Origin of the sequence: Vibrio diazotrophicus (assembly GCF_038452265.1) — a bacterium.
Lineage (GTDB): Bacteria > Pseudomonadota > Gammaproteobacteria > Enterobacterales > Vibrionaceae > Vibrio > Vibrio diazotrophicus.
In genome coordinates this window covers 3,184,381-3,210,322 of the sequence record NZ_CP151842.1, presented here as the reverse complement: position 1 = coordinate 3,210,322, position 25,942 = coordinate 3,184,381, and the positions used below count along the sequence as shown (strand labels likewise).

25 protein-coding genes and 1 pseudogene are annotated in these 25,942 nt (G+C 45.1%); 16 read left to right on the top strand and 10 right to left on the bottom strand.

Annotated features, from left to right (window positions below; all coding sequences use genetic code 11):
* Window positions 1-53 precede the first annotated feature (53 nt).
* The gene (locus tag AAGA51_RS14855) at window positions 54-671 is read left to right on the top strand and encodes a c-type cytochrome (RefSeq protein WP_042487956.1); all 618 of its coding nucleotides are present in this window, start codon (window positions 54-56) and stop codon (window positions 669-671) included.
* On the opposite strand, the gene AAGA51_RS14850 is transcribed toward AAGA51_RS14855, so the two are convergent.
* Window positions 646-822, bottom strand: coding sequence for a hypothetical protein (locus AAGA51_RS14850; RefSeq protein WP_156102065.1), 177 nt, complete (start codon window positions 820-822; stop codon window positions 646-648). The two genes, AAGA51_RS14855 and AAGA51_RS14850, sit on opposite strands and share 26 nt — an antisense overlap.
* A gap of 599 nt (window positions 823-1,421) precedes the next feature.
* Between AAGA51_RS14850 and AAGA51_RS14845 the strand changes: the two genes are divergently transcribed.
* From AAGA51_RS14845 to AAGA51_RS14825, 5 genes and pseudogenes are all read left to right on the top strand, one after another.
* Entirely contained in the window at window positions 1,422-2,075 is a 654-nt protein-coding gene (locus AAGA51_RS14845; protein ID WP_042487961.1) for a class I SAM-dependent methyltransferase, read from the top strand.
* The gene (yihI, locus tag AAGA51_RS14840) at window positions 2,075-2,656 is read left to right on the top strand and encodes a Der GTPase-activating protein YihI (protein WP_042487964.1); all 582 of its coding nucleotides are present in this window, start codon (window positions 2,075-2,077) and stop codon (window positions 2,654-2,656) included. Before AAGA51_RS14845 ends, yihI begins: the two co-directional genes overlap by 1 nt.
* A 9-nt stretch (window positions 2,657-2,665) precedes the next feature.
* On the top strand, window positions 2,666-3,154 hold the full coding sequence (locus AAGA51_RS14835) for a DUF2489 domain-containing protein (protein ID WP_042487966.1): 489 nt from the start codon (window positions 2,666-2,668) through the stop codon (window positions 3,152-3,154).
* Between the two features lie 153 nt (window positions 3,155-3,307).
* Window positions 3,308-4,696, top strand: coding sequence for an oxygen-independent coproporphyrinogen III oxidase (gene hemN, locus AAGA51_RS14830; protein WP_042487969.1), 1,389 nt, complete (start codon window positions 3,308-3,310; stop codon window positions 4,694-4,696).
* A gap of 182 nt (window positions 4,697-4,878) precedes the next feature.
* Window positions 4,879-5,096 (top strand): annotated as a pseudogene (locus AAGA51_RS14825) (transposase).
* 77 nt (window positions 5,097-5,173) lie between these two features.
* Here the strand turns inward: AAGA51_RS14825 and AAGA51_RS14820 are convergent.
* From AAGA51_RS14820 to hemC, 4 genes are read right to left on the bottom strand one after another with little or no spacing between them, the layout of a single operon-like run.
* Complete coding sequence (locus AAGA51_RS14820; RefSeq protein WP_042487972.1) at window positions 5,174-6,355, bottom strand: heme biosynthesis protein HemY; 1,182 nt, start codon at window positions 6,353-6,355, stop codon at window positions 5,174-5,176.
* Window positions 6,352-7,626, bottom strand: a complete 1,275-nt coding sequence (locus AAGA51_RS14815; RefSeq protein WP_042487974.1) for a uroporphyrinogen-III C-methyltransferase — start codon at window positions 7,624-7,626, stop codon at window positions 6,352-6,354. Before AAGA51_RS14815 ends, AAGA51_RS14820 begins: the two co-directional genes overlap by 4 nt.
* An 18-nt stretch (window positions 7,627-7,644) precedes the next feature.
* On the bottom strand, window positions 7,645-8,376 hold the full coding sequence (locus tag AAGA51_RS14810) for a uroporphyrinogen-III synthase (RefSeq protein WP_042487978.1): 732 nt from the start codon (window positions 8,374-8,376) through the stop codon (window positions 7,645-7,647).
* A 39-nt stretch (window positions 8,377-8,415) separates the two neighbouring features.
* On the bottom strand, window positions 8,416-9,354 hold the full coding sequence (gene hemC, locus AAGA51_RS14805) for a hydroxymethylbilane synthase (protein ID WP_042487981.1): 939 nt from the start codon (window positions 9,352-9,354) through the stop codon (window positions 8,416-8,418).
* 378 nt (window positions 9,355-9,732) lie between these two features.
* On the opposite strand from hemC, the gene AAGA51_RS14800 reads away from it, so the two are divergent.
* On the top strand, window positions 9,733-12,261 hold the full coding sequence (locus AAGA51_RS14800; protein ID WP_042487984.1) for a class I adenylate cyclase: 2,529 nt from the start codon (window positions 9,733-9,735) through the stop codon (window positions 12,259-12,261).
* Window positions 12,262-12,375: 114 nt separating this feature from the next.
* Here the strand turns inward: AAGA51_RS14800 and cyaY are convergent, their stop codons facing one another.
* Complete coding sequence (cyaY, locus tag AAGA51_RS14795) at window positions 12,376-12,690, bottom strand: iron donor protein CyaY (RefSeq protein ID WP_042487987.1); 315 nt, start codon at window positions 12,688-12,690, stop codon at window positions 12,376-12,378.
* 75 nt (window positions 12,691-12,765) lie between these two features.
* Here cyaY and lptM point away from each other — a divergent pair, with 75 nt between their 5' ends.
* The 7 genes from lptM to AAGA51_RS14760 all read left to right on the top strand — a co-directional run bounded on the left by lptM (window position 12,766) and on the right by AAGA51_RS14760 (window position 20,051).
* Window positions 12,766-12,882 carry an LPS translocon maturation chaperone LptM gene (gene lptM / locus AAGA51_RS22030; RefSeq protein ID WP_414628718.1) on the top strand — a complete coding sequence of 39 codons (117 nt, stop codon included), beginning with the start codon at window positions 12,766-12,768 and terminating at the stop codon, window positions 12,880-12,882.
* A gap of 41 nt (window positions 12,883-12,923) precedes the next feature.
* On the top strand, window positions 12,924-14,177 hold the full coding sequence (gene lysA, locus AAGA51_RS14785; RefSeq protein WP_042487990.1) for a diaminopimelate decarboxylase: 1,254 nt from the start codon (window positions 12,924-12,926) through the stop codon (window positions 14,175-14,177).
* Between the two features lie 11 nt (window positions 14,178-14,188).
* The gene (gene dapF, locus AAGA51_RS14780) at window positions 14,189-15,019 is read left to right on the top strand and encodes a diaminopimelate epimerase (RefSeq protein WP_042487992.1); all 831 of its coding nucleotides are present in this window, start codon (window positions 14,189-14,191) and stop codon (window positions 15,017-15,019) included.
* Between the two features lie 75 nt (window positions 15,020-15,094).
* The gene (locus tag AAGA51_RS14775) at window positions 15,095-15,832 is read left to right on the top strand and encodes a DUF484 family protein (RefSeq protein WP_042487995.1); all 738 of its coding nucleotides are present in this window, start codon (window positions 15,095-15,097) and stop codon (window positions 15,830-15,832) included.
* On the top strand, window positions 15,801-16,742 hold the full coding sequence (gene xerC, locus AAGA51_RS14770; protein WP_042487998.1) for a tyrosine recombinase XerC: 942 nt from the start codon (window positions 15,801-15,803) through the stop codon (window positions 16,740-16,742). The genes AAGA51_RS14775 and xerC overlap by 32 nt, the downstream gene beginning before the upstream one ends.
* Window positions 16,743-16,745: 3 nt before the next feature.
* Window positions 16,746-17,465 (top strand): 5-amino-6-(5-phospho-D-ribitylamino)uracil phosphatase YigB, encoded by a 720-nt coding sequence (gene yigB, locus AAGA51_RS14765; protein ID WP_042488001.1) that lies wholly within the window; start codon window positions 16,746-16,748, stop codon window positions 17,463-17,465.
* Between the two features lie 102 nt (window positions 17,466-17,567).
* Complete coding sequence (locus tag AAGA51_RS14760) at window positions 17,568-20,051, top strand: bifunctional diguanylate cyclase/phosphodiesterase (protein WP_042488004.1); 2,484 nt, start codon at window positions 17,568-17,570, stop codon at window positions 20,049-20,051.
* Between the two features lie 27 nt (window positions 20,052-20,078).
* Here the strand turns inward: AAGA51_RS14760 and AAGA51_RS14755 are convergent, their stop codons facing one another.
* Together AAGA51_RS14755 and AAGA51_RS14750 are read right to left on the bottom strand one after the other, a co-directional pair.
* Window positions 20,079-20,696 carry a tRNA-uridine aminocarboxypropyltransferase gene (locus tag AAGA51_RS14755; RefSeq protein ID WP_081878744.1) on the bottom strand — a complete coding sequence of 206 codons (618 nt, stop codon included), beginning with the start codon at window positions 20,694-20,696 and terminating at the stop codon, window positions 20,079-20,081.
* 8 nt (window positions 20,697-20,704) lie between these two features.
* Window positions 20,705-21,739 carry a COG3650 family protein gene (locus AAGA51_RS14750; RefSeq protein ID WP_042488006.1) on the bottom strand — a complete coding sequence of 345 codons (1,035 nt, stop codon included), beginning with the start codon at window positions 21,737-21,739 and terminating at the stop codon, window positions 20,705-20,707.
* 39 nt (window positions 21,740-21,778) lie between these two features.
* On the opposite strand from AAGA51_RS14750, the gene AAGA51_RS14745 reads away from it, so the two are divergent.
* Complete coding sequence (locus AAGA51_RS14745) at window positions 21,779-22,252, top strand: EVE domain-containing protein (protein WP_042488009.1); 474 nt, start codon at window positions 21,779-21,781, stop codon at window positions 22,250-22,252.
* A gap of 85 nt (window positions 22,253-22,337) precedes the next feature.
* Here AAGA51_RS14745 and AAGA51_RS14740 read toward each other — a convergent pair whose 3' ends face one another.
* The gene (locus AAGA51_RS14740; protein WP_042488012.1) at window positions 22,338-23,165 is read right to left on the bottom strand and encodes a Cof-type HAD-IIB family hydrolase; all 828 of its coding nucleotides are present in this window, start codon (window positions 23,163-23,165) and stop codon (window positions 22,338-22,340) included.
* Window positions 23,166-23,301: 136 nt separating this feature from the next.
* Entirely contained in the window at window positions 23,302-24,303 is a 1,002-nt protein-coding gene (locus AAGA51_RS14735) for an alpha/beta fold hydrolase (RefSeq protein ID WP_042488014.1), read from the bottom strand.
* A 273-nt stretch (window positions 24,304-24,576) separates the two neighbouring features.
* On the opposite strand from AAGA51_RS14735, the gene AAGA51_RS14730 reads away from it, so the two are divergent.
* Entirely contained in the window at window positions 24,577-25,803 is a 1,227-nt protein-coding gene (locus AAGA51_RS14730) for an EAL and HDOD domain-containing protein (RefSeq protein ID WP_042488016.1), read from the top strand.
* Window positions 25,804-25,942 lie beyond the last annotated feature (139 nt).

Here is a 25,942-nt window from a genome sequence, read left to right as displayed (position 1 = left end):
CGCCAATTGTACCACAGTGGTACTGGAAGCTTGATTATTATAAATGGAATGTCATGAATAAATTAGCGCTAATATTGAGTCTTTTAGCCAGCTGCTCCGTATGGGCCCAAGGCAGCATAGAAGCTGGCAAAGCAAAATCCGAAACGTGTGTTGCCTGTCACGGTGCTGATGGCAACAGTCTAATTACAACTTACCCTAAACTTGCTGGCCAACACGCTAAGTATATTGAGAAGCAGCTAAAAGATCTCAAACTTGGTGCGACGAGTGCTGGTAAACAAGGCCGTTACGACCCTGTAATGAGCGCTATGGCGATGCCACTTAGCGACGAAGACATGTCTGACTTGGCCGCTTACTTCTCTTCACTCCCTATCTCTTCTAACTCTACACCTGAAGATGTAGTAAGCACGGGTAAAGCACTATATACAGCGGGTGACGCCTCTCGTGGTCTAACAGCGTGTATCGCATGTCATGGCCCACGTGGTAATGGTACAGAACTTTCAGGGTTCCCTAAAATTTCTGGTCAGCATGCTGATTATATTAAAGCTCAGCTGATGAAATTCCGCGATGATTCGCGTGGTAATGACATGAACGCTATGATGCGTGATGTTGCTAAGAAGTTAACTGATGCTGACATCGAAATTTTGTCTAAATATGTTGGTGGTCTGCACTAACGAAGCCTAGCCAAGTTCGAGCAATGTTGTAAACAACCCTGAAGTCCGCTTCGGGGTTGTTGCGTTTTAGGGCTAAGTTTTCTTCTCTAATCATGGTTCCATAAAGGCTCATTATCAGAAATGGCTGATGACCTTGTGAGATATTTGCCATACTGACTGCTTATCTTATTGTTAACCAAATCTTAACTAATTGATTTGTATAGAGCTTGATTAAGGTTGAGAAAATTGGCTTAAAAATTAGAGCTAGATCCATTGTTTAAACGCGTCATCGGCGTAAAGTTCCTGTGTTGGCAAGATGCTGACAGAGGAACTCAGACCATGAAGGTCTCCAAGGAGCAGGTAGGGATAGCTTGCATTCCGGTAAGGGACAGACAATAAGTAGGATACTTATTGGGATAAGGATGGTCACTTCGTCTAAAGGTAAGACAGTGTAAAGGATCGAGCAAAGGACCGCTTTGCTACAGGAAGTAACACTTGCTATAAAAGGTAGCAATAAGAGGGAAGGCCAAAATTCATCAGGATGATGACAAAACACACTTTTTGGCAGGGAAAGCATTAAAAACAAATGGAATATTGGTGTACCGAATCGGTACGACCCACTTTTTGTCACATACGTGGCGACTTAGAAAGCGATAGGTAACCCTATCGCTTTTTTTATTTTTAACTAAATTGTTGAAAAAATGTTCGTCGAGTCTCCACTCTAGCGTCAGTTTCTGGTATGTTTCGCATCCCCCGTTAAAGGATGCCGAAATGCACAACTGCCCTCAATGTCGCTGCCCTTTATGCAATGGCGATAAAACCGATGCATATTTTGAAGATAAACATCGAGAGTATCTTCAATGTCAGACATGTCAGTTGGTATTTGTAAACCCGCAGCACCGTCTAAGTGCTGAGCGTGAAAAAGCGTTTTATGACTTACATGAAAACGATCCAAACGACGCAGGCTATCGTCGCTTTTTATCTCGTGTATGTGATCCTATGCTTGAAAGACTGGCTCCAGATTCGAAAGGGTTAGATTTTGGCTGTGGTCCCGGACCAACACTCTCTTTGATGTTAGAAGAAGCAGGCCACGACGTGGCGTTGTACGATATCTTCTTTCATCCAAATGAACAGGCGCTACAGACAGAATATGATTTTATGACTGCTACAGAGGTGATAGAGCACTTACATCACCCAGATACGGTGTGGCAGCAATGGTTGAATTTGGTTAAACCCGGAGGCTGGATTGGTCTAATGACCAAAATGGTAAAAGACAGAGATGCTTTTGCTAGTTGGCACTATAAGAATGACCTCACACATGTGATCTTCTTTAGTCGCGCCACATTCCAGTTTTTGGCTGAGCGAGATAAGCTCGAACTTGAATTTATAGGCAACGATGTAATTTTGCTGAGGAAACCCCAGTAATGTCTAGAGAAAAGAAAACTAAAACAGGTATTAACGGCGATCTCGTTTTCGCACGTAAACATAACCGTAAGAATGATGAAGTTGAAGGTCGTGAACGCAAGAAAGCGAAGAAACACAAAGGATTGAAAAGCGGTAATCGCCACTCTGAAGGCAAGCAGCAATCAGAAAGAGCGGCAGCGCAAGCTCGTGACCCTCGTCTAGGTAGCAAGAAAAAGATTCCTTTGATTGTTGATACTAAGAAACCAACAAAACAAGAGCGTCGTATTTCGGCTGAGAAAGAGCTGGAAATGCTAGAGAATGATGCTCAATTAAACGTATTGTTGGACCGTATCGACAACGGCGAGAAGCTGGGTGCTGGTCTGCAAAAATACGTGGATGAGAAATTAGACCGTATTGAAATGTTGATGAAGCAGTTGGGCATCTACGAAGAAGAGCTTGATGTTGAAGACGAGCAAGACGAAGAAGAGCAACTTTCTGCTAGCAAACAACCAGCGGCGAAAGCGACTAAACGTCAGCCAAAATCAGATGATGACTACCTGTCTGATTTCGAAAACCTCGATCTAAACGATTATAAAGGCTAAGGATTTTCAATGAACGTAACCCTATTAGTAATAGTTGGCGCTGCGATCATTGTTGGTCTGGCATCTTATGCTGGCTACCTTCTGCTGCAACTGAAAAAGCAAAAAGTGTTGCAGCAGCAACATCAGTCTCTGGCTATTGAAAAGCGCAATGCAAACATTTTCGAAAGTGTAAACGTATTGTGCATGGCAGGTATTCAGGGACAATGTGACCTTTCTGAGATAAGTATTCGCGTTTACTGCATCATGGATTATGTGCAAGGCGAAGAGCGCGTCGATTTCGAAGCTGAATACCCTGCGATCTCTGAGCTGTATCATATTGTTAAAGATATGCCTCGTGGCGAAGCTCGTCAGGGAATGGCGAAACAAGAGCGCATGAAACAAAATCTCACTCGTCAGAAGGCTGAAGGCCGCTTGAATGACGCCATCATTGAAGAACTGCACGCGTTGAAAAAACGTGTTCAGCCACTGAATAATCAAATTGCCATTCAAATGGTGTGATAAATCGTTCATCTGCTAGTAAGTGATCGCGCTAGCAGATTCGAACATTTTGTCGCTAAATTTAATTTTGCTGCCCGCCGCTTTTCTTGTCGTGTGGCAAAATACACCTATTGATACTAGGTCAAAAGACCCTAAATAACGGAAAGAGTCACTATGTCGTCGCAAGTCGTACCGAGCCAGCAGATCGTTTGGGATCAGGCTGTTTTAGACAAGTACAACTACTCTGGGCCTCGCTACACGTCTTATCCTACTGCGGTAGAGTTTCATGAAGCTTTTACCATTGCAGATTACGATAGGGCATGTGCACAGTACCCAGAGCGACCGCTGTCGCTTTACGTTCATATCCCATTTTGTCACAAGCTTTGCTACTACTGTGGTTGTAACAAAGTAATTACTCGCCATTCGCACAAAGCGGATGAGTATCTGGACATTCTGACTCACGAAATTCAGCAACGCGCTTCATTACTGCAAGGTCGTCGCGTCACTCAGTTGCACTTTGGTGGCGGTACTCCGACTTTCTTGAGCAATAAACAAATAACACGCCTGATGACGCTACTGCGTAGCGAATTCTTCTTTGAAGATGACGCGGAAATCAGTATTGAAGTCGATCCGCGTGAAATTGAATTGAGTGTTCTTGACCACTTGAGAAGTGAAGGCTTTAACCGTCTGAGTATCGGTGTTCAAGATTTCAATAAAGAAGTTCAGGCGCTCGTTAACCGTGAGCAAGACGAAGAGTTCATCGTACAGCTTGTTGAGCGCGCTAAGCAGTTAGGTTTCCGTTCTACCAACCTAGATTTGATTTACGGCTTGCCTAAGCAAACATTAGAGACGTTTAGTCAGACACTCGAAAAAGTTCTGGAGATGAAACCGGGGCGCTTGTCAGTGTTTAACTATGCACACATGCCACAGTTATTTGCTGCTCAGCGTAAAATCAAAGATGCGGATTTGCCGTCAGCCGATGAAAAAATGGCAATTCTTCAGCACTCGATTTCAACCTTAACCGAAGCGGGTTACCAGTTCATCGGTATGGACCATTTCGCTTTGCCGGATGATGAACTGGCGATTGCTCAGCGTAATGGTGTTTTGCATCGTAATTTCCAAGGTTATACCACCCAAGGTGAATGTGATTTGGTTGGCTTTGGTGTGTCTGCTATCTCAATGATTGGCGACGCTTACGCGCAGAATCAAAAAGAGCTGAAAAAGTACTACGAGCAAGTGAATGAGATGCGCCACGCCTTGTGGAAAGGTGTGAGTTTAGATAGTGATGACTTGCTACGTCGTGAAGTAATTAAGCAGCTGATTTGTAACTTCAAACTGGATAAGCGAATTATTGAGCAGCAGTTTGGTGTTCGATTCCACCAATACTTTAAGCATGATTTAGCGTTGCTTCAGACCTTCATTGATGACCAATTGGTTGTTGTGGATGATCAGTATATTGAAGTTACACTTCGTGGTCGTTTGCTTATTCGTAATATCTGTATGTGTTTTGACAAGTATCTGCGTCAACGTGCTCGTCAGCAGCAATTCTCACGCGTGATTTAGTGAACAGATAAATCGACGAACAGAGAACAAAATAAAAGCCAGCTTAGTTGCTGGCTTTTTGCTTTTCTACCCCTAAACCACCTTCTATGAAGGTGGTGATCGTTCCTTTGGGCTATGCCCGAAGAACGCTCATGTTCAATATATCCAGTGTTTGTAACCAGCAAATCAAGGAGATAAAGAACATGAGCAGATATGATTCAAGCTCACACGTTTACTATAGATGTCAGTATCACATAGTTTGGACGCCCAAATTCAGGCTGAAAATCATTTCTGGCAGCGAGGTTACTTTGTTGATTCGGTAGGAATGAACGAGGAAATTATTCGAAGATATGTCAGGTACCAAGAGCGTGTGGGAAAGGAAGAAGAAGCGCGCCAAATGCTTTTAGGGTCAGAGAACTAACAGTGAGCCCCCTTATAGGGGGCCATTCAAAGCCACCTGCTATGCAGGTGGATTTTTACTTTTAGTTAGAACACGTTTTAGTTTGTTTCTAACAGGCTTAGCGCTTTACGAGTAACATCGTGAGCAGCATGAGTCATGTTCTGATGTTGCAAAGCATCGGCTAAATAAGCGTAATCGGAAACACTAGAGCGGAGCGATAAGGCTTTTTCCAGATGTTCCTGTGCCAGCTTCCATTCCTGTTCGCGGAAATAGAGTTGTCCGAGAGCACTGTGTGCTTCTGCGTTGCTGTCGTTTTTCTTCACAGCATCTTTCAACATAACAATCGCAGGATAGCGGTCACTAATATTGAGTTCAGGGATCAAAGCATAAAGCTCAGGTGTTGCCTGCTTCTTCAGATTCTCTTTGATTAAGGTGAATGCTTCATTGTCAGCTTTGCGCTTAATCAGTTGTTGAATCAAGGCATTAACTAATACTGGTTCTGCCTTTAGTTTTCGCGCTAAACCGTTCCAGTGTGCAAGCAGGCCTTCTGTACCTTTCTGGCTGGCAATCGATTCTAGAGCGCCGCACTGAGCCGTTAATGTAAGTTTTTCTGCTTCTTGTTCTGTTAGGCGTTTCGCTTTCACTAGTTTAGGCAGAAGTTCGAGCAGAGGAGCCCACTCTTTTTGCTGAAGGTAAGCTTGCTTCAACAAATTCAGGATGATGGTGTTATTAGGATGCTGATGTTGCAAAGTCGTCAGTGTTTGCGTTGCTTTGTCGTAATCACCATCACTGATTTGTTGCTTTGCTCTGGTCAGCTCGACGGCTAAGGTCGCATTTTCTTGTTTCGCAGCCATCTCTAGGTAGCGGTCGCGCTTTTCACGGTCACCCATGCCATTTGCCGCTTCAGAAGCGACAAGATAGCAGAGCAGAGGCATATCGTGGTGGCTTGCCCAGCGTGTTACTTTTTTCTCCGCCTGTTTCCAGTCACCTTCGAGTAACTTGATGATACCTTGGTTGGTATAACGACGAGAGCGGCGCTGTTTACGGATACTGAACCAGTTCCAGGTTGTGAAGCTCATGTAGAAGAATTTCTTCACAATAAACTCAAGCGCGAACAGCGCAGCCAAAGCGCCGATAACAAAGATAACCAGAGTCGTAACGCTCATCTCAATGGTTTTATTGGCAATTGAGATGAGAACATAACCTTGCTGCCCTGCGTATTGAGTGCCGACGAATAGCCCCGCACCAAGGACAACGAAAAGAAAGATTAAACGAATCATTCTTTGCCCTCCTTAATCACCGAGGTCACTTCGCGGCGTAAGCGCTCACTAATCACATCAGACAACTGTTTTTGCGTTTCCAGTTTTACCGGGTAATCAACCTGAACCTTTTGTTCAGCGAGTTTAGCCAGTGTCGATTGGAAGGTTTGTACCGTATTGTCATTTTGATTAAAGAATGACGTTGACCACTCTTGAGCCGTTTTTAGCGAAGTGGTGTAGATCTCTTGCTGTTCCACATAAACAGACTTAATTGCGGTTTCAAGCTTCGCCTTCACGTTCTCTTTAAGATAGAAATGTTGCTCAGGAGAGAGTAGTGGAATCACATTGCCATCACGAGTGCGGAAAGTGATGAAGTTTTCTGCGAAGTCCTTCAGTGAGGTCATCAAGTTGTCTTGCCAGTTATTGATGTCATCAGAGACGACTTGTTGTGTCTCTTGTGGTGCGTCAGGCAAGATCGCGTTTGCCAGAGGTAAGGTATCGACTTGTTGTTGCAGGCTAATCAGACGAAGAACCAGACCATCACGATCAATCAGAGGAACGGATTTTAGTTTGGTAATGTCATTTGCCATTGCTTTACGCAGTGGCGTTAAACTTGGGTCATTCAGTGAAGCAATACGCTGATCGGCACTTTCCATCAACTGGGTTGCACTTTCCACATCGTGCTCAAGGAACAGCTTACGTCCGGCCAGTTTTACTAAGTAATCTGCTTCTGCCAGCAGCCAATCATTCGGACGACGGCCTTTGACGTCAGCCATGGCTAGCTGCAAGCTTTGAATGCTTTTTTGCTGTTGTTCAAGCACGGTTTCTGCGCGATGAGTAACTTCAGTGGCTTTGGCTTCCGCTTGTTGGGTCACTTCTGCAAGCTGAGTATCAACGGCGCTGCGAGTTTGATTTAACTCGGCACGCAGTGCGGCCATTTGTGCTTCGTACTGCGATTGTTGCTGCTGCATCTGAATTGCAAGGCCACCGCCTAGCAGCGCGGCAAGCACAATGGCAACGGTTGCCAGTTTTGTTCCTTTCTTGCTTTGCTTGTCTAACTTGTTCATTTGCTCAGCATTGGATTTTACGTTGTCTTTTGCTGGCTTAGGCTCTGTTGGTTTGATCTCTGGAGAAGCTTCTTGAGTTGGTGCGGTTTCCGCTTTTGATGGTGCTTCTTTTGAGTCCGTATTTGACGAAGTTGAGTCAGACGAAGTCTCAGTTGGAGCAGCAGTAGAAAGTTTTTCTTGGTTTTTTTCCGGTTCTGATTGCGGATTATCTTTTTTACTTGTCATTGCTGAGAGTCCTGTTTGTTATGGCTGGAGAGCGGCCACTAAATCTTGGTTCGCTGCACTGCGAGTAACAACGATGTGTTCAAATCCCATTGTTCTAGCATCATTGGCGATACGTTCGCTTGGTACCAATAGCTTCAACTGATGAGCCCACGACGCCATTGCAGGGTAATCTAGTTGAGACATAAAAAAAGCCAGTTGATGACCACTGGTAATAATTAGGGTATCAACGTTTTGCTGTTGCCATTGCTTGCAATAAGCACTGGCGTCAAAAGGCAAATCTTTACGTTGATACACTTCTTTGTAGGCCACCAAAGCGCCTCGTTCACTCAGTGTTTCATGTATCAGTTCACGTCCGCCGTTTCCGCGCAAAATAATAATTTTCTGCCCAGAGACTGATTGTAGTTCTGCCAGTTCAAGCAGATGCTCACTATCACTGACGTGAGGGTAGTTTACTGATTGTCCGGTGACTTTGCTTAAAAGGTGTGCTGTTTTTTGACCAACGGCAAGGTATCTTGTTGATGTTGCCCAATTTGATTGCTGTTGTCTCAAATATTGGTCACTAAAATCAACAGCGTGCTGACTGACCGCAATGATGGTATCACATTGCTTTATATCGGGAAGAAGGTGAGGCAGGTCGGTACCTGCCTCGATAGTCATGAGAGGATGGTGTAGGGCGGTGAGGCCCACATTTTCGAGTTGTTGGCACAGCTCTATGCCTTGCGCCTCGGGGCGCGTTACCAGTACCGCCATCAGTTACTTAGCCACCATCTATTATTCAGCTGTCAGAGTTTATTCGTGTTCAGCGTAAAGCTTCGTGAGGATCTCTTTGGCACCTTGATCGAGAAGCTGATGGGCAAGCTCAATACCTAAACTTTCGGCATCTTGGCGAGCGCCTCGGATTTCACCGCGAACGATGGTTGTGCCATCTGGCTCACCGACTAAAGCGCGTAGCCAAAGTTCATCACCGTCGAGAAGTGCATAGCTGCCGATTGGCACCTGACAGCCACCTTCCAATGTCAGGTTCATTGCGCGTTCACATTTCACGCGGTCAGCTGTATCAACGTGGTTAAGCGGTGCCAGCAGTTTTAGCAGACGTTCATCATCTAGGCGACACTCAATACCTACAGCGCCTTGTCCAACGGCTGGAAGTGATTGCTCTGGTTCAATAAAACTGCGGATTCTCTCTTCTAGCTCAAGGCGTTTTAAACCTGCGGCGGCAAGAATGATTGCATCGTATTCACCAGCATCTAGCTTACCTAAGCGCGTTCCGACGTTGCCACGAAGCTCTTTGATGATTAAGTCAGGGCGAGCTTCTTTCAGCTGGCATTGACGACGTAAGCTACAAGTACCAACCACCGCACCTTGTGGTAATTCATCGATAGAAGCGTAAGTATTTGACACAAAAGCGTCGCGAGGATCTTCTCGTTCGCAGATAGTGACCAAGCCAAGGCCTTCAGGAAACTCGACAGGAACATCTTTCATTGAATGCACAGCTAAATCTGCGCGACCTTCCAACATGGCAACTTCCAGTTCTTTAACGAATAGACCTTTGCCACCCACTTTCGCTAGTGGTGTATCTAGAATGATGTCGCCTTTCGTTACCATGGTTACCAATTCAACTTCGAGACCCGGATGGGCAGCTTGTAGAGCATCTTTTACATAGTGAGCTTGCCATAAAGCCAGTGGGCTTTGACGAGTAGCGATTCGAATAGGTGTTGTCTGTGTCATGGTAATCCTGATAAAAATATTAGTTTGAAGGCAATTGACCTAGAAGATTTACAGGTTCCTAGTCTACCACTGGAAAAAATAAAGTTTCACTACTAGTTCTTTGTCTTGTGCTTGTGGTGTTTTATTACGAAAAAAGGAGGGGTAAGTGTGACCATTAACACTGTTTAATGATGATTCTATTATTTACTTACGGTGGATAGTTACAACGCTGATTTCATGGGCTTTCAAGCCATCTTGTTCAATAATACTTTAGTGTGACATAGTACTAAGAACGCTTTACCAGTGCTGATTAAAGTGTTAAATTGATCACGTTTTGATGGCGCTTTAGTGTGAAATACAACCAAAGTGCACATTTTTGTTTCAACCAAGGACCATCCCTTGCAGGCTTACACACATACGTTAATCCAGAGATTAGACAAGTTAAACCGGCAACGCATTCAGCGTGCGCTGGCTCTTATGGATTTGCAAAGTCAGCGAGTATTCCACCTGATCCCCGCGTTATTTCACTACAACCATCCGCTTATTCCCGGCTATTTCAGTAACGAAGTTCCACATGGCATTCAATGTTTTGAACTTAATGATGTTCAGCAACAGTTTGTTAGTGACGCGGAATTAACACTCAACCAACCTCTGACGACAGCAGAACGCCCAGAAATTTTGGGTCTGTATACCATGGGCAGCACATCGTCTATTGGTCAAAGCACGTCTAGTGATTTGGATATTTGGGTATGTATTAGCTCGTTGATGAGTTGTGAAGCGCGTGAACGTTTAACCAATAAGTGTTTATTGATCACGGATTGGGCTAAGAGCCAAGGTGTAGAAGCAAACTTCTTCTTGATGGATGAGCAACGATTCCGCTCTAAACAATCAGAAGAGATGACGGGCGAAAACTGTGGCTCGTCACAACATATGTTGTTATTGGATGAGTTTTATCGCTCGGCAGTACGCTTAGCTGGTAAGCGTCTTTTGTGGCAAATTGTGCCGCCAGAGATGGAAGAGTGCTACGACGAATATGTCACTCAGCTGTGTTCAAAATCCTATATCGACTGCTCAGAATGGATCGACTTCGGTCAGCTTAACCATATCCCTGCAGAAGAGTACTTTGGTGCGAACTTATGGCAGCTGTATAAGAGTATCGATTCACCGTACAAATCGGTAATGAAGGCGATACTGCTAGAGGCTTATTCGTGGGAGTACCCACAAACTCAGTTATTGAGTGTCGACAGCAAGCGTCGTTTCTTTGCTCATGATCCTGACCTCTATAGTATGGACTCATACTATCTGATGCTGGAAAAAGTGACGCGTTATCTGGAACGTATTGGTGACGATACGCGCTTAGACTTGGTGCGCCGCTGTTTCTATCTCAAAACTCATGAAAAGCTGTCTCGTGAGCCGGGTGTCGGTTCTGTTGAGTGGCGTCGTGAGGCTCTTGGTGAATTGACTCAACAATGGGGATGGTCACGCTCTGTGATTGAAGAGCTGGATAACCGTCGTCACTGGAAGGTTGAGCAAGTGAAAGTGGTTCACCACTCACTGCTTGATGCTTTGATGCTCAGCTATCGCAACCTGATTCAGTTTGCGCGTCGTAATGACATTACGTCGGCAATTAGTCCGCAAGACATTTCGATTTTGGCGCGTAAGTTATACGCGGCTTTTGAAGTTCTGCCGGGCAAAGTCACCTTGCTAAACCCACAAATTTCTCCTGACCTGCATGAGCCAGACTTAACCTTTATCGAGGTGAGTAAAGGCCGAACTAACAAAGCAGGCTGGTACCTTTATAAGCAACCAATCGAGGCGCACCGCATCATTGGTCAGCCTTACCTAGAGCACAACGAATACCTCAGTAAACTCGTCGCTTGGTCATTCTTTAACGGCATGATCACTGAATCGACGCGTTTGCACTCTGTGGTTCGTGGCGCTCATCTGGATATTGATAAGTTCTACCAGATGGTGAGTGATTTGCGGAATACCTTCTCGCTGCGTAAGCGCCGCCCAACCATGCAAGCGTTGGCGAGCCCGTGTGAAATTAGCCAGTTGGCGATGTTCATCAACTTTGAAAATGACCCTACTGCGGATTTAAGCGGTAAGTCTTTGAAAGTTGACTTGAAGAACGCGGATATTTTCAGCTTTGGTGCAGAACAGAAATGTTTAGTCGGCAGTGTCGATTTGGTGTACCGAAATTCATGGCAAGAAGTGCGTACCCTGCACTTCAAGGGTGAAACCGCCATGATGGATGCCCTGAAAACGGTACTCGGTAAAATGCACCAAGACGCCTTGCCACCAGAATCGGTGGATGTGTTCTGCTACAGCAAGAACTTACGTGGCGTGATGCGTAATCTGGTTTATCAGCTACTGGCTGAATGTATCGATTTACGTTTGAAGCCAGTTGAGCAAGAGAGGCGTCGTCGCTTCAAAGCGTTGCGTATTGGCGATCAGATGTACGGTCTGTTCTTTGAACGTCGTGGTGTGTCGGTACAAAAGCTTGAGAACTCGGTGGATTTCTACCGTAGCATTTCAACCAACAAGCTCAAAGGCTCGCCGTTGTTGATGCTTGACCGTGATGAAGATTATCAACTGCCTGATGTGGTTGATGGCTTTGCCAGCGAAGGTTTGGTGCAGTTCTTCTTTGAAGATACAGAGAAGGGTTTCAATATTTACGTATTGGATGAAAACAATCGCGTAGAAGTCTATCACCAGTTTAACGGTGAGAAAGATGAGATGATCGCCAGCGTGAACTCATTCTACACATCGGTTCGTGATGATAATGAACTGGCCTCTCAACTGATCAACTTCAATTTGCCTCAGTATTACCAGATTGTTCATCCAGTAGAAGGCGAAACATACGTTGTGCCTTATCGTAACGACTCATCGCTTTATTCTCGACCATCGAAAGCGGTCAACGGGTAACGGTAGTCATCTTCAGATGAACATAATCAGAATCAAAGTAAAAAAGAGCACCTAGGTGCTCTTTTTTTCTCATTGCCCTTTGAAGAGGGAACATTTCACGTAAGGCGCAGGGTTTTATTCCCAGTCAATCTCTTCGCCAGCGTGTTTTTCACACTCTTGCTTAACCATACTGATAAGCTCAACACCCGTTTTAGAGCAGATCCATTGTTCGTCTTGCCACTGGAAGTGGAAACCGCCTGATTTAGATGCCAGCCAGATCTCTTTCATCGGTTCTTGGCGGTTGATTATGATTTGGCTGCGGTCGTCAAACTCTAACGTCATCACGTTACCCGTCGTTTCATAATCGATATCGGCACCCGAATCATCAATGGCTTGTTCGATGATTTGCATCTGGCTATCGACCAGTTGATGAAATTCAGTCTCGTTCATCCTATCTGTCCTATTGCTTTTCCTGATTGTGGTGCGATTATAGGGGGCATTGAATCAATAATCACGATATGCAAAATGAAAAAGTCCATTACAGCACTATTTCTTTTGTCTGCACTTGCATTAGCAGGGTGCGGGCAAACAGGGCCACTCTATATGCCAGACGACGCTCAAAACAGTGAGCAGAGCAAATAACGCTCTAATAAATAACGAATGAAAAAATAAGGGAAAGAATTTTGGATTACTTCAATTATCAGGATGATGGCCAGCTTTGGGCGGAAAACGTCGCTTTAACGCAACTTGCGGAGCAGTTTGGCACTCCTTTATACGTGTATTCTCGCGCAACATTAGAACGTCACTGGCATGCGTTTGATAAATCTGTGGCAGATCATCCGCACCTTGTTTGTTATGCGGTGAAAGCAAACTCAAACATCGGCGTATTAAATACATTAGCTCGTTTGGGTTCTGGCTTCGATATTGTTTCGGGCGGTGAACTTGAACGTGTTATCGCAGCTGGTGGTGATCCGGCTAAAGTGGTGTTCTCAGGTGTGGGTAAAACCGAAGCTGAGATGAAACGCGCTTTGGAGCTTAAGATTAAATGCTTCAACGTAGAGTCAGAGCCAGAACTAGAACGCTTGAACAAAGTGGCGGGTGAGCTTGGTGTGAAAGCGCCGATTTCACTGCGTATTAACCCTGATGTGGATGCCAAAACTCACCCTTACATTTCGACAGGTTTGCGCGATAACAAATTTGGTATCGCTTTTGACCGCGCACCACACGCTTACCGTCTGGCTCAAAGTTTAGAGAATCTATCGGTATGCGGTATTGACTGTCACATCGGTTCTCAGCTTACAGCGATTGAACCTTTCATTGATGCAACAGATCGTCTGCTGGCGTTAATTGATGAGTTAACCGCTTCTGGCATCAAGATTAAGCACCTTGATGTGGGTGGTGGCTTAGGTGTTATCTATCGCGATGAACTACCTCCGCAACCTTCTGACTATGCGAAAGCACTGCTTGCTCGTTTGCAGAACCATCAAGACCTTGAGCTGATTTTTGAGCCGGGACGTGCGATTGCGGCTAACGCGGGTGTGTTGTTAACCAAAGTCGAATTCCTGAAACACACTGAACACAAGAACTTCGCCATTATTGATGCGGCAATGAACGATTTGATTCGTCCTGCGCTTTACCAAGCTTGGCAAGACATCATTCCGCTGGTTCCTCGTGAAGGTGAGCCAACAACTTACGATTTAGTTGGCCCAGTTTGTGAAACTGGCGACTTCCTAGGTAAAGACCGTTCTTTGGTATTGGAAGCGGGTGATCTTCTGGCAGTGCGTTCTGCGGGGGCTTATGGCTTTACCATGTCATCAAACTACAACACTCGTGCCCGAGCGGCGGAAGTGATGGTTGATGGCGATAAGGTTCACCTTGTGCGTAAGCGTGAAGAATTAAGTAGCCTATGGGCTCTAGAAAATATTTTGCCGGAGTAAAGTGACCTATTATGCACTTCCACTTTTCTAAAATGCATGGTTTGGGTAATGACTTCATGGTTGTGGATTGCATTACTCAGAACACCTATTTTTCTCCAGACTTGATCCGCCGTTTGGCGGATCGTCATACTGGTGTGGGGTTTGACCAACTGTTAGTGGTTGAAGCCCCTTATGATCCGGAAACGGATTTTCACTACCGCATTTTTAATGCTGATGGCAGTGAAGTAGAACAGTGTGGGAACGGTGCCCGTTGCTTCGCTCGCTTTGTGCGTATGAAAGGTTTAACCAATAAGTACAGCATCAGCGTCAGCACCAAAAAGGGCAAGATGATCCTAAATGTCGGTGATGGCGATGATATCACTGTCAATATGGGTGTTCCTGAGTTCGAACCAAGCAAAATTCCTTTCCGCGCCAAGCAGATGGAAAAGACTTACATCATGCGCGTTGAAGACCAGACCCTGTTTTGCGGCGCTGTCAGCATGGGTAACCCACACGTGGTCACTGTTGTTGATGATATCGACACAGCAGCAGTGGAAACGTTAGGTCCATTACTTGAGTCCCATGAGCGTTTTCCTGAACGAGTCAATGCTGGATTCATGCAAGTGGTTAGCCGTGATGAAGTGAAGCTTCGTGTTTATGAGCGAGGCGCAGGAGAAACTCAAGCGTGCGGAAGTGGCGCGTGTGCGGCAGTCGCTGTGGGTATTCTGCAAGGTTTGCTGGATGACGAAGTGGTTGTTCATCTACCGGGCGGCCGTTTAGAAATCGAGTGGAAAGGTTTAGGCTATCCGTTATACATGACAGGTCCTGCGACTCACGTCTATGACGGTCAGGTTTCCTGCTAATCTCATTTTTCCTTGTGGCTGCATTGAAGAAGCCACTGAGTTAAGGGATGAATTGTTGTTAAGGAATACATCGTTTTGTCACAACTGGAAGCAGATGCTCTGACAGCAGAAGTGGTTGCTGAGTATCTAAAAGATAACCCAGACTTTTTTAAGCACCGCCCAGAGTTGGTGGACCGCTTATCTTTACCGAGCCAGCAGTCTGGCTCGGTTTCTTTAGTTCACGTTCAAATGGCTCGTCAGCGTCAGCGAATTGAAGATTTAGAAGAAGAAATTACTTCTTTGATGTCTTTAGCTGCGAGTAATGATCGTACTTTTCATGAGTTCATGGATCTGCAAGAACAGATATTAAAATGTGAATGCTTTGCCGACGTCTGTGCCATGATTGAAGAGAAGGCGCGTACATTGAACCTGATTGGTTATGTACGTTTGCTGAACAATCAAGATACTAAGTACAGCTTATCCAAAGAGCAGTGGAGCCGTTTTTCGACCAATCATTTTAATGGCAAAAGCGCTTACCTTGGCCGCCTGAGAAAAGCTGATCGCCATCTGCTGTTTGGTGAACAGTTATTTGGTGGAAAATTGGTCGGTGAAGAACGATTTGCACCCGAAATGGGCTCTTACGTGATTTTGCCGTTAGTTAAACGTAACCCGTTGGGGATATTGGCGTTTGCTAGTGAAGACGGCGGTCACTTCCAACCTTCTATGGATACTCTGTTCTTGCGCCATCTTGCTTTAGTCGTTTCTCATTTAATCGACACCTTACCTTGGCAGCAGGAGTCCCATGAGCGAATCAACACCTCATTTGTCAACTAACTTTGCTGAGCCTCTAGAGCGCTTTTATGAGTACTTACGCAGTGAGAAAGGCCTAAGTCTTTATACGCAGCGAAATTATAAGCAGCAGTTAGAGAGCATGGGTTTGTATCTCATGTCTGTCGGCGTCGACGGTTGGATAAATGTTGATGCCGGTTGGGTGCGTCAGCTTGCCAGTAAAGGTATGCGTTCGGGAATGAAAGAGAGCAGCATCGCCACTCGTCTTTCTTCACTGCGTAGTTTCTTTGATTTTCTGATATTGCGTGGCGAAATGAATGCCAATCCCGCCAAAGGGGTGTCTGCACCAAGGAAAAAGCGTCCTTTGCCGAAAAACCTTGATGTAGACGAAATGGCGCAACTGCTCGAAGTGAATGAAGATGACCCTCTGTCTATTCGTGATCGCGCCATCATGGAGCTGATGTATGGTGCTGGTTTGCGTTTGGCTGAGCTGGTATCGATTAATGTCAAAGACGTTAACTTCAGCGCTGGTGAAATACGTGTGGTCGGTAAAGGGAACAAAGAACGTGTCGCTCCTTTTTCTGGAATGGCGAAAGAGTGGCTGAACAACTGGTTGAAAATTCGTGGGCAGCTAGCAAACGCAGATGAAGACGGGTTATTTGTCTCTAAGCTGGGTAGCCGAATCTCTCACCGAAGTGTGCAAAAACGTATGGCAGAGTGGGGACAGAAACAAGCGGTTCCGAGCCATATCAGCCCTCACAAACTGCGTCACTCGTTTGCCACACACGTACTGGAATCAAGTAATAACCTTAGGGCTGTGCAAGAGTTGCTCGGGCACGAGAATATCTCGACAACTCAAATCTACACTCACTTGGATTTCCAACATTTAGCGCAGGTTTACGACCAAGCCCATCCAAGAGCTCATAAGCGTAAGCAAAACAAAGATAAGGAGTGAGTGATGCAAGTTTATCGCAGCCTTTCACCCATTCAGGCGATGACATTTGATCTGGATGATACCCTTTATGACAATCGTCCGGTCATTCATCATGTCGAAGAGCAAGTAGCTCTTTGGCTGTTTCAGCATCACCCAGTGACGGCGAGCAAACCATTAGTATGGTGGAAAGCATTAAAAGCCAAATTAGCTAAGGATGACCCTTGGTTACCGCATGATGTGAGCTTGTGGCGTTTTGAGCAAATTCGTCAAGGCTTGATGTTATTAGGTTATTCGGAAACTGATGCGCGTATCGCGGCTACCGATGCGATGCTGGAAGTACATCGGCTGCGCAACTTAGTGGATGTGCCTGATGAGACACATAAAGTTCTTGCTGAGCTTGCTGCAAAAATTCCGTTGGTGGCGATTACTAATGGCAATGTTGATCCTGAGAAAATCGGTTTAGCCCAGTATTTTCAGCTGATATTAAGAGCCGGCCCTGACGGACATGCAAAACCGTATCCGGATATGTTTTTACGTGCGCAGGAATTTTTAGGCTTGCCCGCGCAATCCATCTTGCATGTCGGAGATCATCCCGTAAAAGATGTGATGGGGGCTAAGAAGCACGGCTTTCAAGCGTGTTGGTATAATGATCGAGGTCTCACATTACTTGCAACGCGTAAGGCTAAAATCCTTCCAGATCTCGAAATTAATCAAATTGAGCAATTATCACAACTCATAAGATGACATACCTATGCGTCCATGCAGTATAATTATTAACAATAATAACAAAAGATTCATAACGCTTTGATGTGAATCTTTCTCCATTAGTCGGGCTAGCCAACGTTCATGTTCACGTCATCGCTACTAATCACCTCTGAGCAATCTGTAAAGAATGTTATTGATGAAAATGCTGTTAACAATGATGGCATAACACTTATTCAGTTATTTTCTAATCAGCCGCAGAACGAAGTTGTTGAAATTGCTAACCAACTCATGGGTGTCTATCCAAACGCTCATATTGTTGGTATGAGCTCATCATATGTGATTCACCAAGGTTCAATTCATCAAAACGCAACTTTGCTTATTTTTACTCAGTTTCAGAATGTGACGCTGAGTTCGACCGTGGTGAACTATACCGATCAGTTGCTTGTGGACTGCAGCAAGCTTGCACAAAGACTCAAACTTAAGGCTGATACCAAAGCGATCATTTGTTTTACTGACCGAATGGAGTTCACTCGACGTGAGAGAATTACCCAGTTCAGTCAGTTTTCAAGCGTGCCTATTTTTGGTGGTGCGTCTTGCCCAACAGACAATGGTCGTTGGGTGCTATTAGGTAATAAGTGTTATGAAAACTCGTTGGTTGCTTCTGCACTTCACGGTGAATCTCTGCATATCACGGGCGACAGTTATACGGAATGGAACCCTATTGGACGCCCGTTTAGGGTAACGAAATCCTCAGAGCGGAATTTGCAGTGTCTAGATGGTGAACCTGTCCATGCAATTTATGACCGTTATTTGGGTGATTCTAAATCTGTCCCAGTCGAGTTGCTGCAACATTTTCCGTTGATTAAAGGTGACAGTAAGCAGCAAGATGTCTACTTGCCATTAAGTCTTACTGAAGACGGCATCTTACTTAATCGTGAATTGCATATCGGCGATGAAGTTCGATTTTGCTTCGATCACCCTTCATTAACTCTTGGTCAGGTTCAGCTTGGAGCTGAACGTTTATCGAAATTTCAGCCAGAGCAGATTTTTGTATATAACTGTTTGTCTCGCCTGCAATTTATGGAAGAAAACACGGAGTTGCTCCCATTGCAACGAGTGGCTAATTCTTACGGCACTTACTGTGCGGGTGAATTGACTCGTACTGGTGAACATCAGCAAGTGCTGCATCACAGCATGACCTATCTGGCGTTACGCGAAGGTGAAGCAGAGAGTATTGAAGACCACTCATCTGAAGAAGCCCAAGGGCACAATGTTATTGCTCCGTTATTCTGCTTAATACGTAACGCGCTGGCCGATGTCGACAGAATGAATCAGAACCTTGAGCAGAAGATTCAGACTCAGGCGTCACTGCTCACTTCCAGTTATCGTGTTGATAGGCGTACTGGTTTACCAAACCGAGAAGCACTGCGTGAACGTTTGTCATTAATGGGTAAGGACGATCACCTGATCACCCTAAAATTAACCAACTTCAGCCGTATTAACGAAAAATACGGTTACCAAGTAGGTGACCAACTTCTGCAAGACTTGAGCGACCATTTTCAGCAATATATGAATCAAATGCTGGCGGGGCGAAGCACATTATATGCGATTGGCGTAGGTGAGTGGGCATGTGTGTTTCGCAGTGATTATGGTAGCGACTACATCCACCAGCAATTTTCGGCCTTTGTTGAGCAGCTAGAAAACTTCAACTTTGAACCTTATGGTTTGCCTGAGGTGGATTACTTATCTGTCTCACTCTGTGCTGGTTTTGTCAGTCGAAGGGATTTCCCCGATGCAGGTAAAGATGACTTACTGTTGCGATCTATTGAAGCGCGCCGCTTTGCGCAAAATCAGAACCGACATTTTTATTGCGCCAGTGATTTACTTACCCGAGAGCAGGTCAGGCAGGAGCAATTAAGCTGGCTATCATGTGTCAGCAGAGCTGTGCTTGGCAATAATGTTCAGGTTTTTGCTCAGCCGATAGTGAAAGCGAACACCCATGAACTGTCGTCTTATGAATGTTTGGTTCGTATCGAAGATGATGGTGAAATAATACTGCCGGGGCGCTTTCTACCTATTGTCGAAGGGACGCATCTATACTCGCGCTTAAGTCGCCAAATGATATCTCGAACTTTTGAGCTAATGCACTCTCGCAGCGAGTCGTTTTCTATCAACTTGTCGCCACAAGATTTTATGAGTGACAAAACGCTTCGTCATTTAGAAGACGCAATCCAGAAATTGGCTGACCCAACCAGAGTCGGTCTGGAAGTGTTAGAAACGGAGCAAATCAAAGATTACGGGCACATGATTGAAGTGTGTAATCATTTCCGCTCTCTGGGGGCTTCAATCATTGTCGATGACTTTGGATGCGGTTATTCCAATATTGATGAGATTGTGAAGTTAGAACCTCAGATTATTAAGCTCGACGGTAGCCTGATTCGTAATATCGATAAAGACGTCAAGCAACGTAAAATTGCCCAGCAGCTTGTCAGGCTATGTCAGGTGCTCGATGCAAAAACGGTTGCCGAGTTTGTTCACAATGAAGAGGTTTGCCGAATCAGTGAGGATATGGGCATTGATTACCTGCAAGGCTTCTATCTTGGTCAACCAAGCCGTCTAAGCTAGTTTTCTCGCCTTACAAGCAAGCGGACACTAATAGACATGTCCGCTTTTATCCGCCTGATAAACCTTGCTGAAATGGGCGAGGAAATGATTGAGTTTTTCTGCATCACTAAGGTTTCCGCTTATCGCCAGAATCTCGCTGGCAACCTCTAGTGTACATAGGTGTCCGTCGCTTTGATTACGCCTCAGCTGGTAGTTTGATACCTGACTTGGGGTAAGGTGAACTCTTGGAACATCATCCAGCCACGGGCTTTTGCGCTCCATTTTCTTCGCTTCCTGCCAGGTTCCGTCAAGAACAATAAAATGTGCGCTCTTACTGAGTTGTTTGGCGGTTTCTAACGCCACATCTAAAGGAATGCTCTCTTCACTTGGGTATACCAGAAAAGAGAGGTATTCACTGTTGCTAATTCTTGCAACAAGCGATCGGCTTTCTTCCACTCGGCTCCATTTGAACTCTTGGCACAAAGGCAGAGCTTCAAGCAGCCATTTTCCTGTGTTGGTTTCCCGCAGATACTCATTTTCATGCATCAGCAGCGACAACGGCATGTCGCTGTCTAACATCGGGATGTTTTGGCAGACGCATTGCAAACGCAATCCGCATTTGGGGCACGCACCGTTTGAAGCTTGAGACTCTGAATCTAACGACATACTTTCAATTACTCGGTTGTGCCTTTGGCAGAAAACAAAACTAAGCCGCCGTTCGCAATTGGATAGACGATGTTGCCCACTCGTTCTTTCTCAGCAATAAGCTGCTTATCTTGCTTGGTGAAAATTCGCTCGGATACCAAGTATTGCTGCTGGTGGTGAGTCATCACCACTTGTACTTGTGTTTGATTCAGTTGTTGCCAATAGCCTTTTTCAACTATAGCGGGATCGCCATTGCTATAAGTGTATTCAGTGGTTGCTGTGTGGTCGCTGCTCAGCGTTAGGTTGACACTAAAGTTGGTGTTTTGTGTCGAGCTGGCGAAGTACTCTCCTGTCCATGATAGTGTCGGATCACTGTTGCCTAGCGTCGCACAACCTTTGTAGCTGCGATTGGCCAAGGTGAGGTTGGAAGACCAACCGTACAAACTGTCACTCATGCCATCAGAACAGGTTTGACGTACAAGAGTAAGTTGACCGCCCTTAAACTGGTAATGGCGTGTGGCTGGTGAAATTTCACTGCCTTTTAACGTGGTGATCTGTGGTTCTTCACCCATTGGCTGGAAAGTTAATTTGTCTTTACCCAGCTTAATGTTCCAGTTTGGTTCAGTACCGAATGCGGTAGTTGGAGAACTTGGTCGTTGGCAGCGCTTAGGGTTTTCTGCACTGATGATATTGATGTTCTCTACCACAAATTTCGCACTGTAGTCGCCTTTGTAGCTGGTTTTGCTCGGTGGTGTTAAATGACCAATCAGTTCACCGTACATGGCCTGATAAGGTGAATGAGAAAGCTTCATGGTTTGCTGCACTAAAGAGGCCAGCATATCGAGCAGGAATTGCTGGTTGCTGCCACAAGGCGTGAACGTTCGTGTGTCACTGCCAACCACAACTTCTCCGCGCATGATGAAAGTCTGAGGCTTGACGCTGGAAGGCTGATCTAAACTGGCTTTTACGTTATCTTGCATAGACTCAGGCGCAGATGACGTTGTTGAACAAGCTTGTAAAAGACAAGCCGATAAAATGGCAATTGGGGTAATCAGCACCTTCATGGTTGCTTTTCCTCATGGCAAAAACGAACGGATTTCATTATGGCATATTGGTTATTCAAAACTGAACCAGACACCTTTTCGATTGATACTTTACGCATCCAACAAGTTTCTTGCTGGGAAGGGGTGAGAAACTACCAAGCGAGAAACATGTTACGTGATGACATCAGAATTGGCGATTTAGTTCTAATTTATCATTCATCTTGCAAAAATGTGGGGGTCGCAGGGATTGCCAAAGTCGTGCGTGAAGCCTATTCAGACCATTTTGCATTCGACCCTGAAAGCGACTATTTCGATGCAAAGTCGAGCCCAGAAAATCCACGCTGGGTTATGGTGGATGTGGAATTTGTACGTAAAACAAAACGTTTGATTCCACTTGGTGTACTAAAGGCTATGCCTGAGCTTAGTGAGTTAGCGTTAGTGAAAAAAGGCAACCGCTTGTCGATCATGCCAGTTTCAGAGCAAGAGTGGCAGGCGATTTTAAGTAAAGAAGAGTTGGGTAAGTCTGCACGCTAAAAAAACAGGCAGCGTGTGCTGCCTGATTAAAGAGTAGGGGGACTCTTTAAAAAACGGTTTGTACTCTTTCAGGATGGCCTGTCAGTTAAAACAGGTGCTCGTGAAGGTAATGCGCGACAGCATCATCCGCATGGCTACCAATCACTTCGACTTTAGGTAACGCTTTCATCACTTTTTCATGAGCGGTACCCATCACCAGACCTTTTCCAGCCATGGATAGCATCTCTACATCGTTCATGCCGTCACCAAATGCGATGCAGTTTTCCAATGTTAGATTCAAAGATTCAGCCACCGCTTTAAGCGCATCACCTTTAGAAACGCCAGCGCCCATCACCTCCAAGCAATAAGGCGTAGAGAAGGCTACATTCACTTGACCTGCGAATTTTTCGTTAATCAGATTCTCATAAACAACCAGCATTTCATGGTCGTGGTCTTCATTGGTGAAGAAGACTTTTGCGATACCGTCAGTAGGAGCATTATTGATATCAAACAGCTGATAATGGAAGCCAGACTCGTTGTGATATTCACGCAGGGCTTCATCTTCACGGCTCATCAACCAAGTATCGTTACGGTAGATATGAGTGACGATTCGTTTATCTTCTTTAACTAAATCAATAATCGCTTGTACTAAATCCTGAGGTACGTTTTTGCTGTACATCTCAGCATCGTTCTGGTCGTGAACACGAGCACCGTTAGAGGTAATCATATAAGCTGGGATACCTGCGATTTCGCGAATACCCGCAACATCAACATGGTGACGTCCTGTTGCAAAGATAAAAGTGAAGCCTTTTGCATGTAGCTCTTTTAGCGTTTTCTTCGAGAAAGCACTGAGCTTGTGATCCGGCGCCAATAGGGTGCCATCCAGATCAGAAGCCACGATTTTGATTGGGTTTTCGTTACTTACTACGCTCATGTCTCTCTCTTAACTACGTCAGATATGATATTAATTGCCGTTCATTGGGCTTAAGTGTATGCCAAAAAGGATCGAAAAAAGAGGGAAAACCTTTTTATCCGTCATTTCCCTATTTGTTCTCAGACAAGATTGCCGCTTAATCAGCAGCTTTTTCTGCGTTGGAGAAATGCTTCAGTACTGCATCCAATGCCTGATTGCGGAATTCATCTTTCTCAAAAAGAATTTCGTGTTTTGCATCAAGAATCATCAACAGCTCGCTGTTCGGGTTGGTCTTGGCTAATCGGGCGATAAACTTTATCTGTGCGGCATTACTGACGATGGTATCTTTGCCACCTTGCAGCACTAATGTCGGAATGGTGATCTGCCTTGTGAGCTGAATGCACTGCTTGGTTGCCATCAAGCTTTGCCATACCCAGCGAGTGCTTGGGCCTCCCAGTTTCAGTTCAGGCTTCTGCTCATATAACTCACGGAACCAGCGATAGCGCACTTCACACTGAGTCAGAGGGTTATCTTCAAAAGGTTTTGGATAGTAGTCCGTATAGCCGGGAGCATAGGTTGGCTTGCTGGCCGTTGCGGTTAACACCTGCGTCAGGGTAATGGCTATCGGTCGGATCTGCCATGGAACGTTAATACCGAACATTGGAGCACTAAAAGCGACGGCATCAAAAGGATGCTGCGGATGCGTTTGTAGATATCGTGCGGTCACTGCGCCGCCCATTGAGTGAGCGAGCACAAAGCGCTGTTGATAATGGCTGAGGCTAAAGTGCTTAACCAGATCGTTCATATCCGTCAGATAATTCTGAAACTCATCCACATAACCCATCTGCTTGTTGTCGATTAAGCGTTCAGACAGACCTTGTCCTCGATGGTCAAAAGAATAAATGTCATAGCCTTGCTGGAAGAGATCGTAAAACAGTTCTTGGTATTTCCAACAGGATTCAATTCTGCCATTCACGACCACTATGGCTTTGCTGTGCTCTTGGGATGTGATTTTGCACCAGTAAAGTTGTTTTCTATCAAATGATTGCAGAAATCCTTCTTGTCGCTGTTCCCACAATGCTTTGATTTCATTTTCGATACGTTGGGAAAAGTTTGACTCTTGCGTATAAGAGTGACAGGTTGTATTTTTTTGGCTCATAATTTACGTGCTAGAAAGCCGTCGTGGCTGAAATTGAATGTTAAGAATAAGGGAGTTAGGCGGAAATGCAATCGATCTGCCTACTTGCTTTTAGACCGATTGATGTTATTTTTGTTGTCCTCGTGGAGAGTAAAAATTAAGCAGTCGTAGTGAGTTGTTCACTGATCGCATAGAGTTGAATTGCCTTGGCCATTTACTTCTATAGTTATGAGTGTAATTGCAAATGTTGAGCACTCAATAGAGCTTAATTGAACTGTATTCGTTGAAGGTAATATGTACACCACTTATGTAGCACGACAGCCGATATTAAATTCGAAACGACACACTCTAGGGTATGAGTTGTTGTTTCGTGACGGCGAGCAAAATAGTTTTCCTCAGCATGTGGATGCTGATCGTGCTACTTATCGTCTGATTGTTGAAAACTTTCTTTCGATTGGGACCAATCCTGCGATTGATAACTCTCGTTGCTTTATCAACTTCCCTTATAACAGCCTGATACGTAGGTTGCCACTGACTCTTCCTAAGCAAAAAATAGTGATTGAAGTACTGGAAACTTGCCGTCCAACGGATGAGCTTCTGGAAGCAATTATTGAACTGAATAACGAAGGTTATTTGATTGCTCTGGATGACTTTGTCTATTCGCCTGAGTGGGAAAGATTTCTGCCTTACGTGCAAATTATTAAGCTCGATATTATGGCAATGGGGATTGATGCCGCTTGTGCGATGGTGAAAAAACAACTCGCCAGAGGCAGCAGAAAACGCTATCTCGCGGAAAGAGTTGAGACGGAAGATGAGTTCCGTTCAGCGCGAGAGGCCGGCTTCCGATTTTTCCAAGGCTATTTTTTCAGTAAGCCTGAAATCATCAAGCAACGCTATGTGAGCCCCAAACACATTGTGGCTATGCAGCTTTTCCAAGAAGTGTGTAAACCGCACGTCGACTTTGTACGAGTGGAACAGCTGGTGGCTAAAGATGTCGCGCTTTCTTATAAGCTACTCTGTTTTGTCAACAGCATAACGGAACGCATTGAGGTACCGATTTCTTCGTTTCGTCAGGCCTTGGTTTATCTTGGTCAGGACCGACTCAAGATCTTCGTATCACTGGCGGTTGCTTCTTATATTTCCAATCATAAACCTAAAGAACTGTATAACCTGTCGTTGCAGCGAGCGCAGTTCTGTCAACTCACCGCTACCCGCCGCAAGTTTGATGAACACAAAGATCAAGCTTTTCTAATCGGCTTATTTTCGGTGCTGGATGCGATGTTAGATATCTCCCTCGACGTTATTGTCGAACAATTGCCACTGACCGAGTCCGTTAAAGAAGCGTTGAATAAGCGATTAGGACCATTTGGAGAGTTGCTAAATCTCGAAGAATGCTTTGAAAAAGCAGACTGGCAAGGTGTGCAGGATTACTGCGAGTTACTCGGGCTTTCATATGAAGATGTGGCACGAGATCTCAACGAAGCACAGCGTTGGAGCCAAGAGACAAGTAGCTTGGTATAAGCGACTAAGTATGAATAACCCTTGCCACGAATAACCAGCGAACTTTCGCCAGTGGTTTGGGTTAGATGAATTTTTGATGACAGCAACGGCACGCGCATTGACGCGTGCTTTTTTATATCTAATATATTCACATATCCGT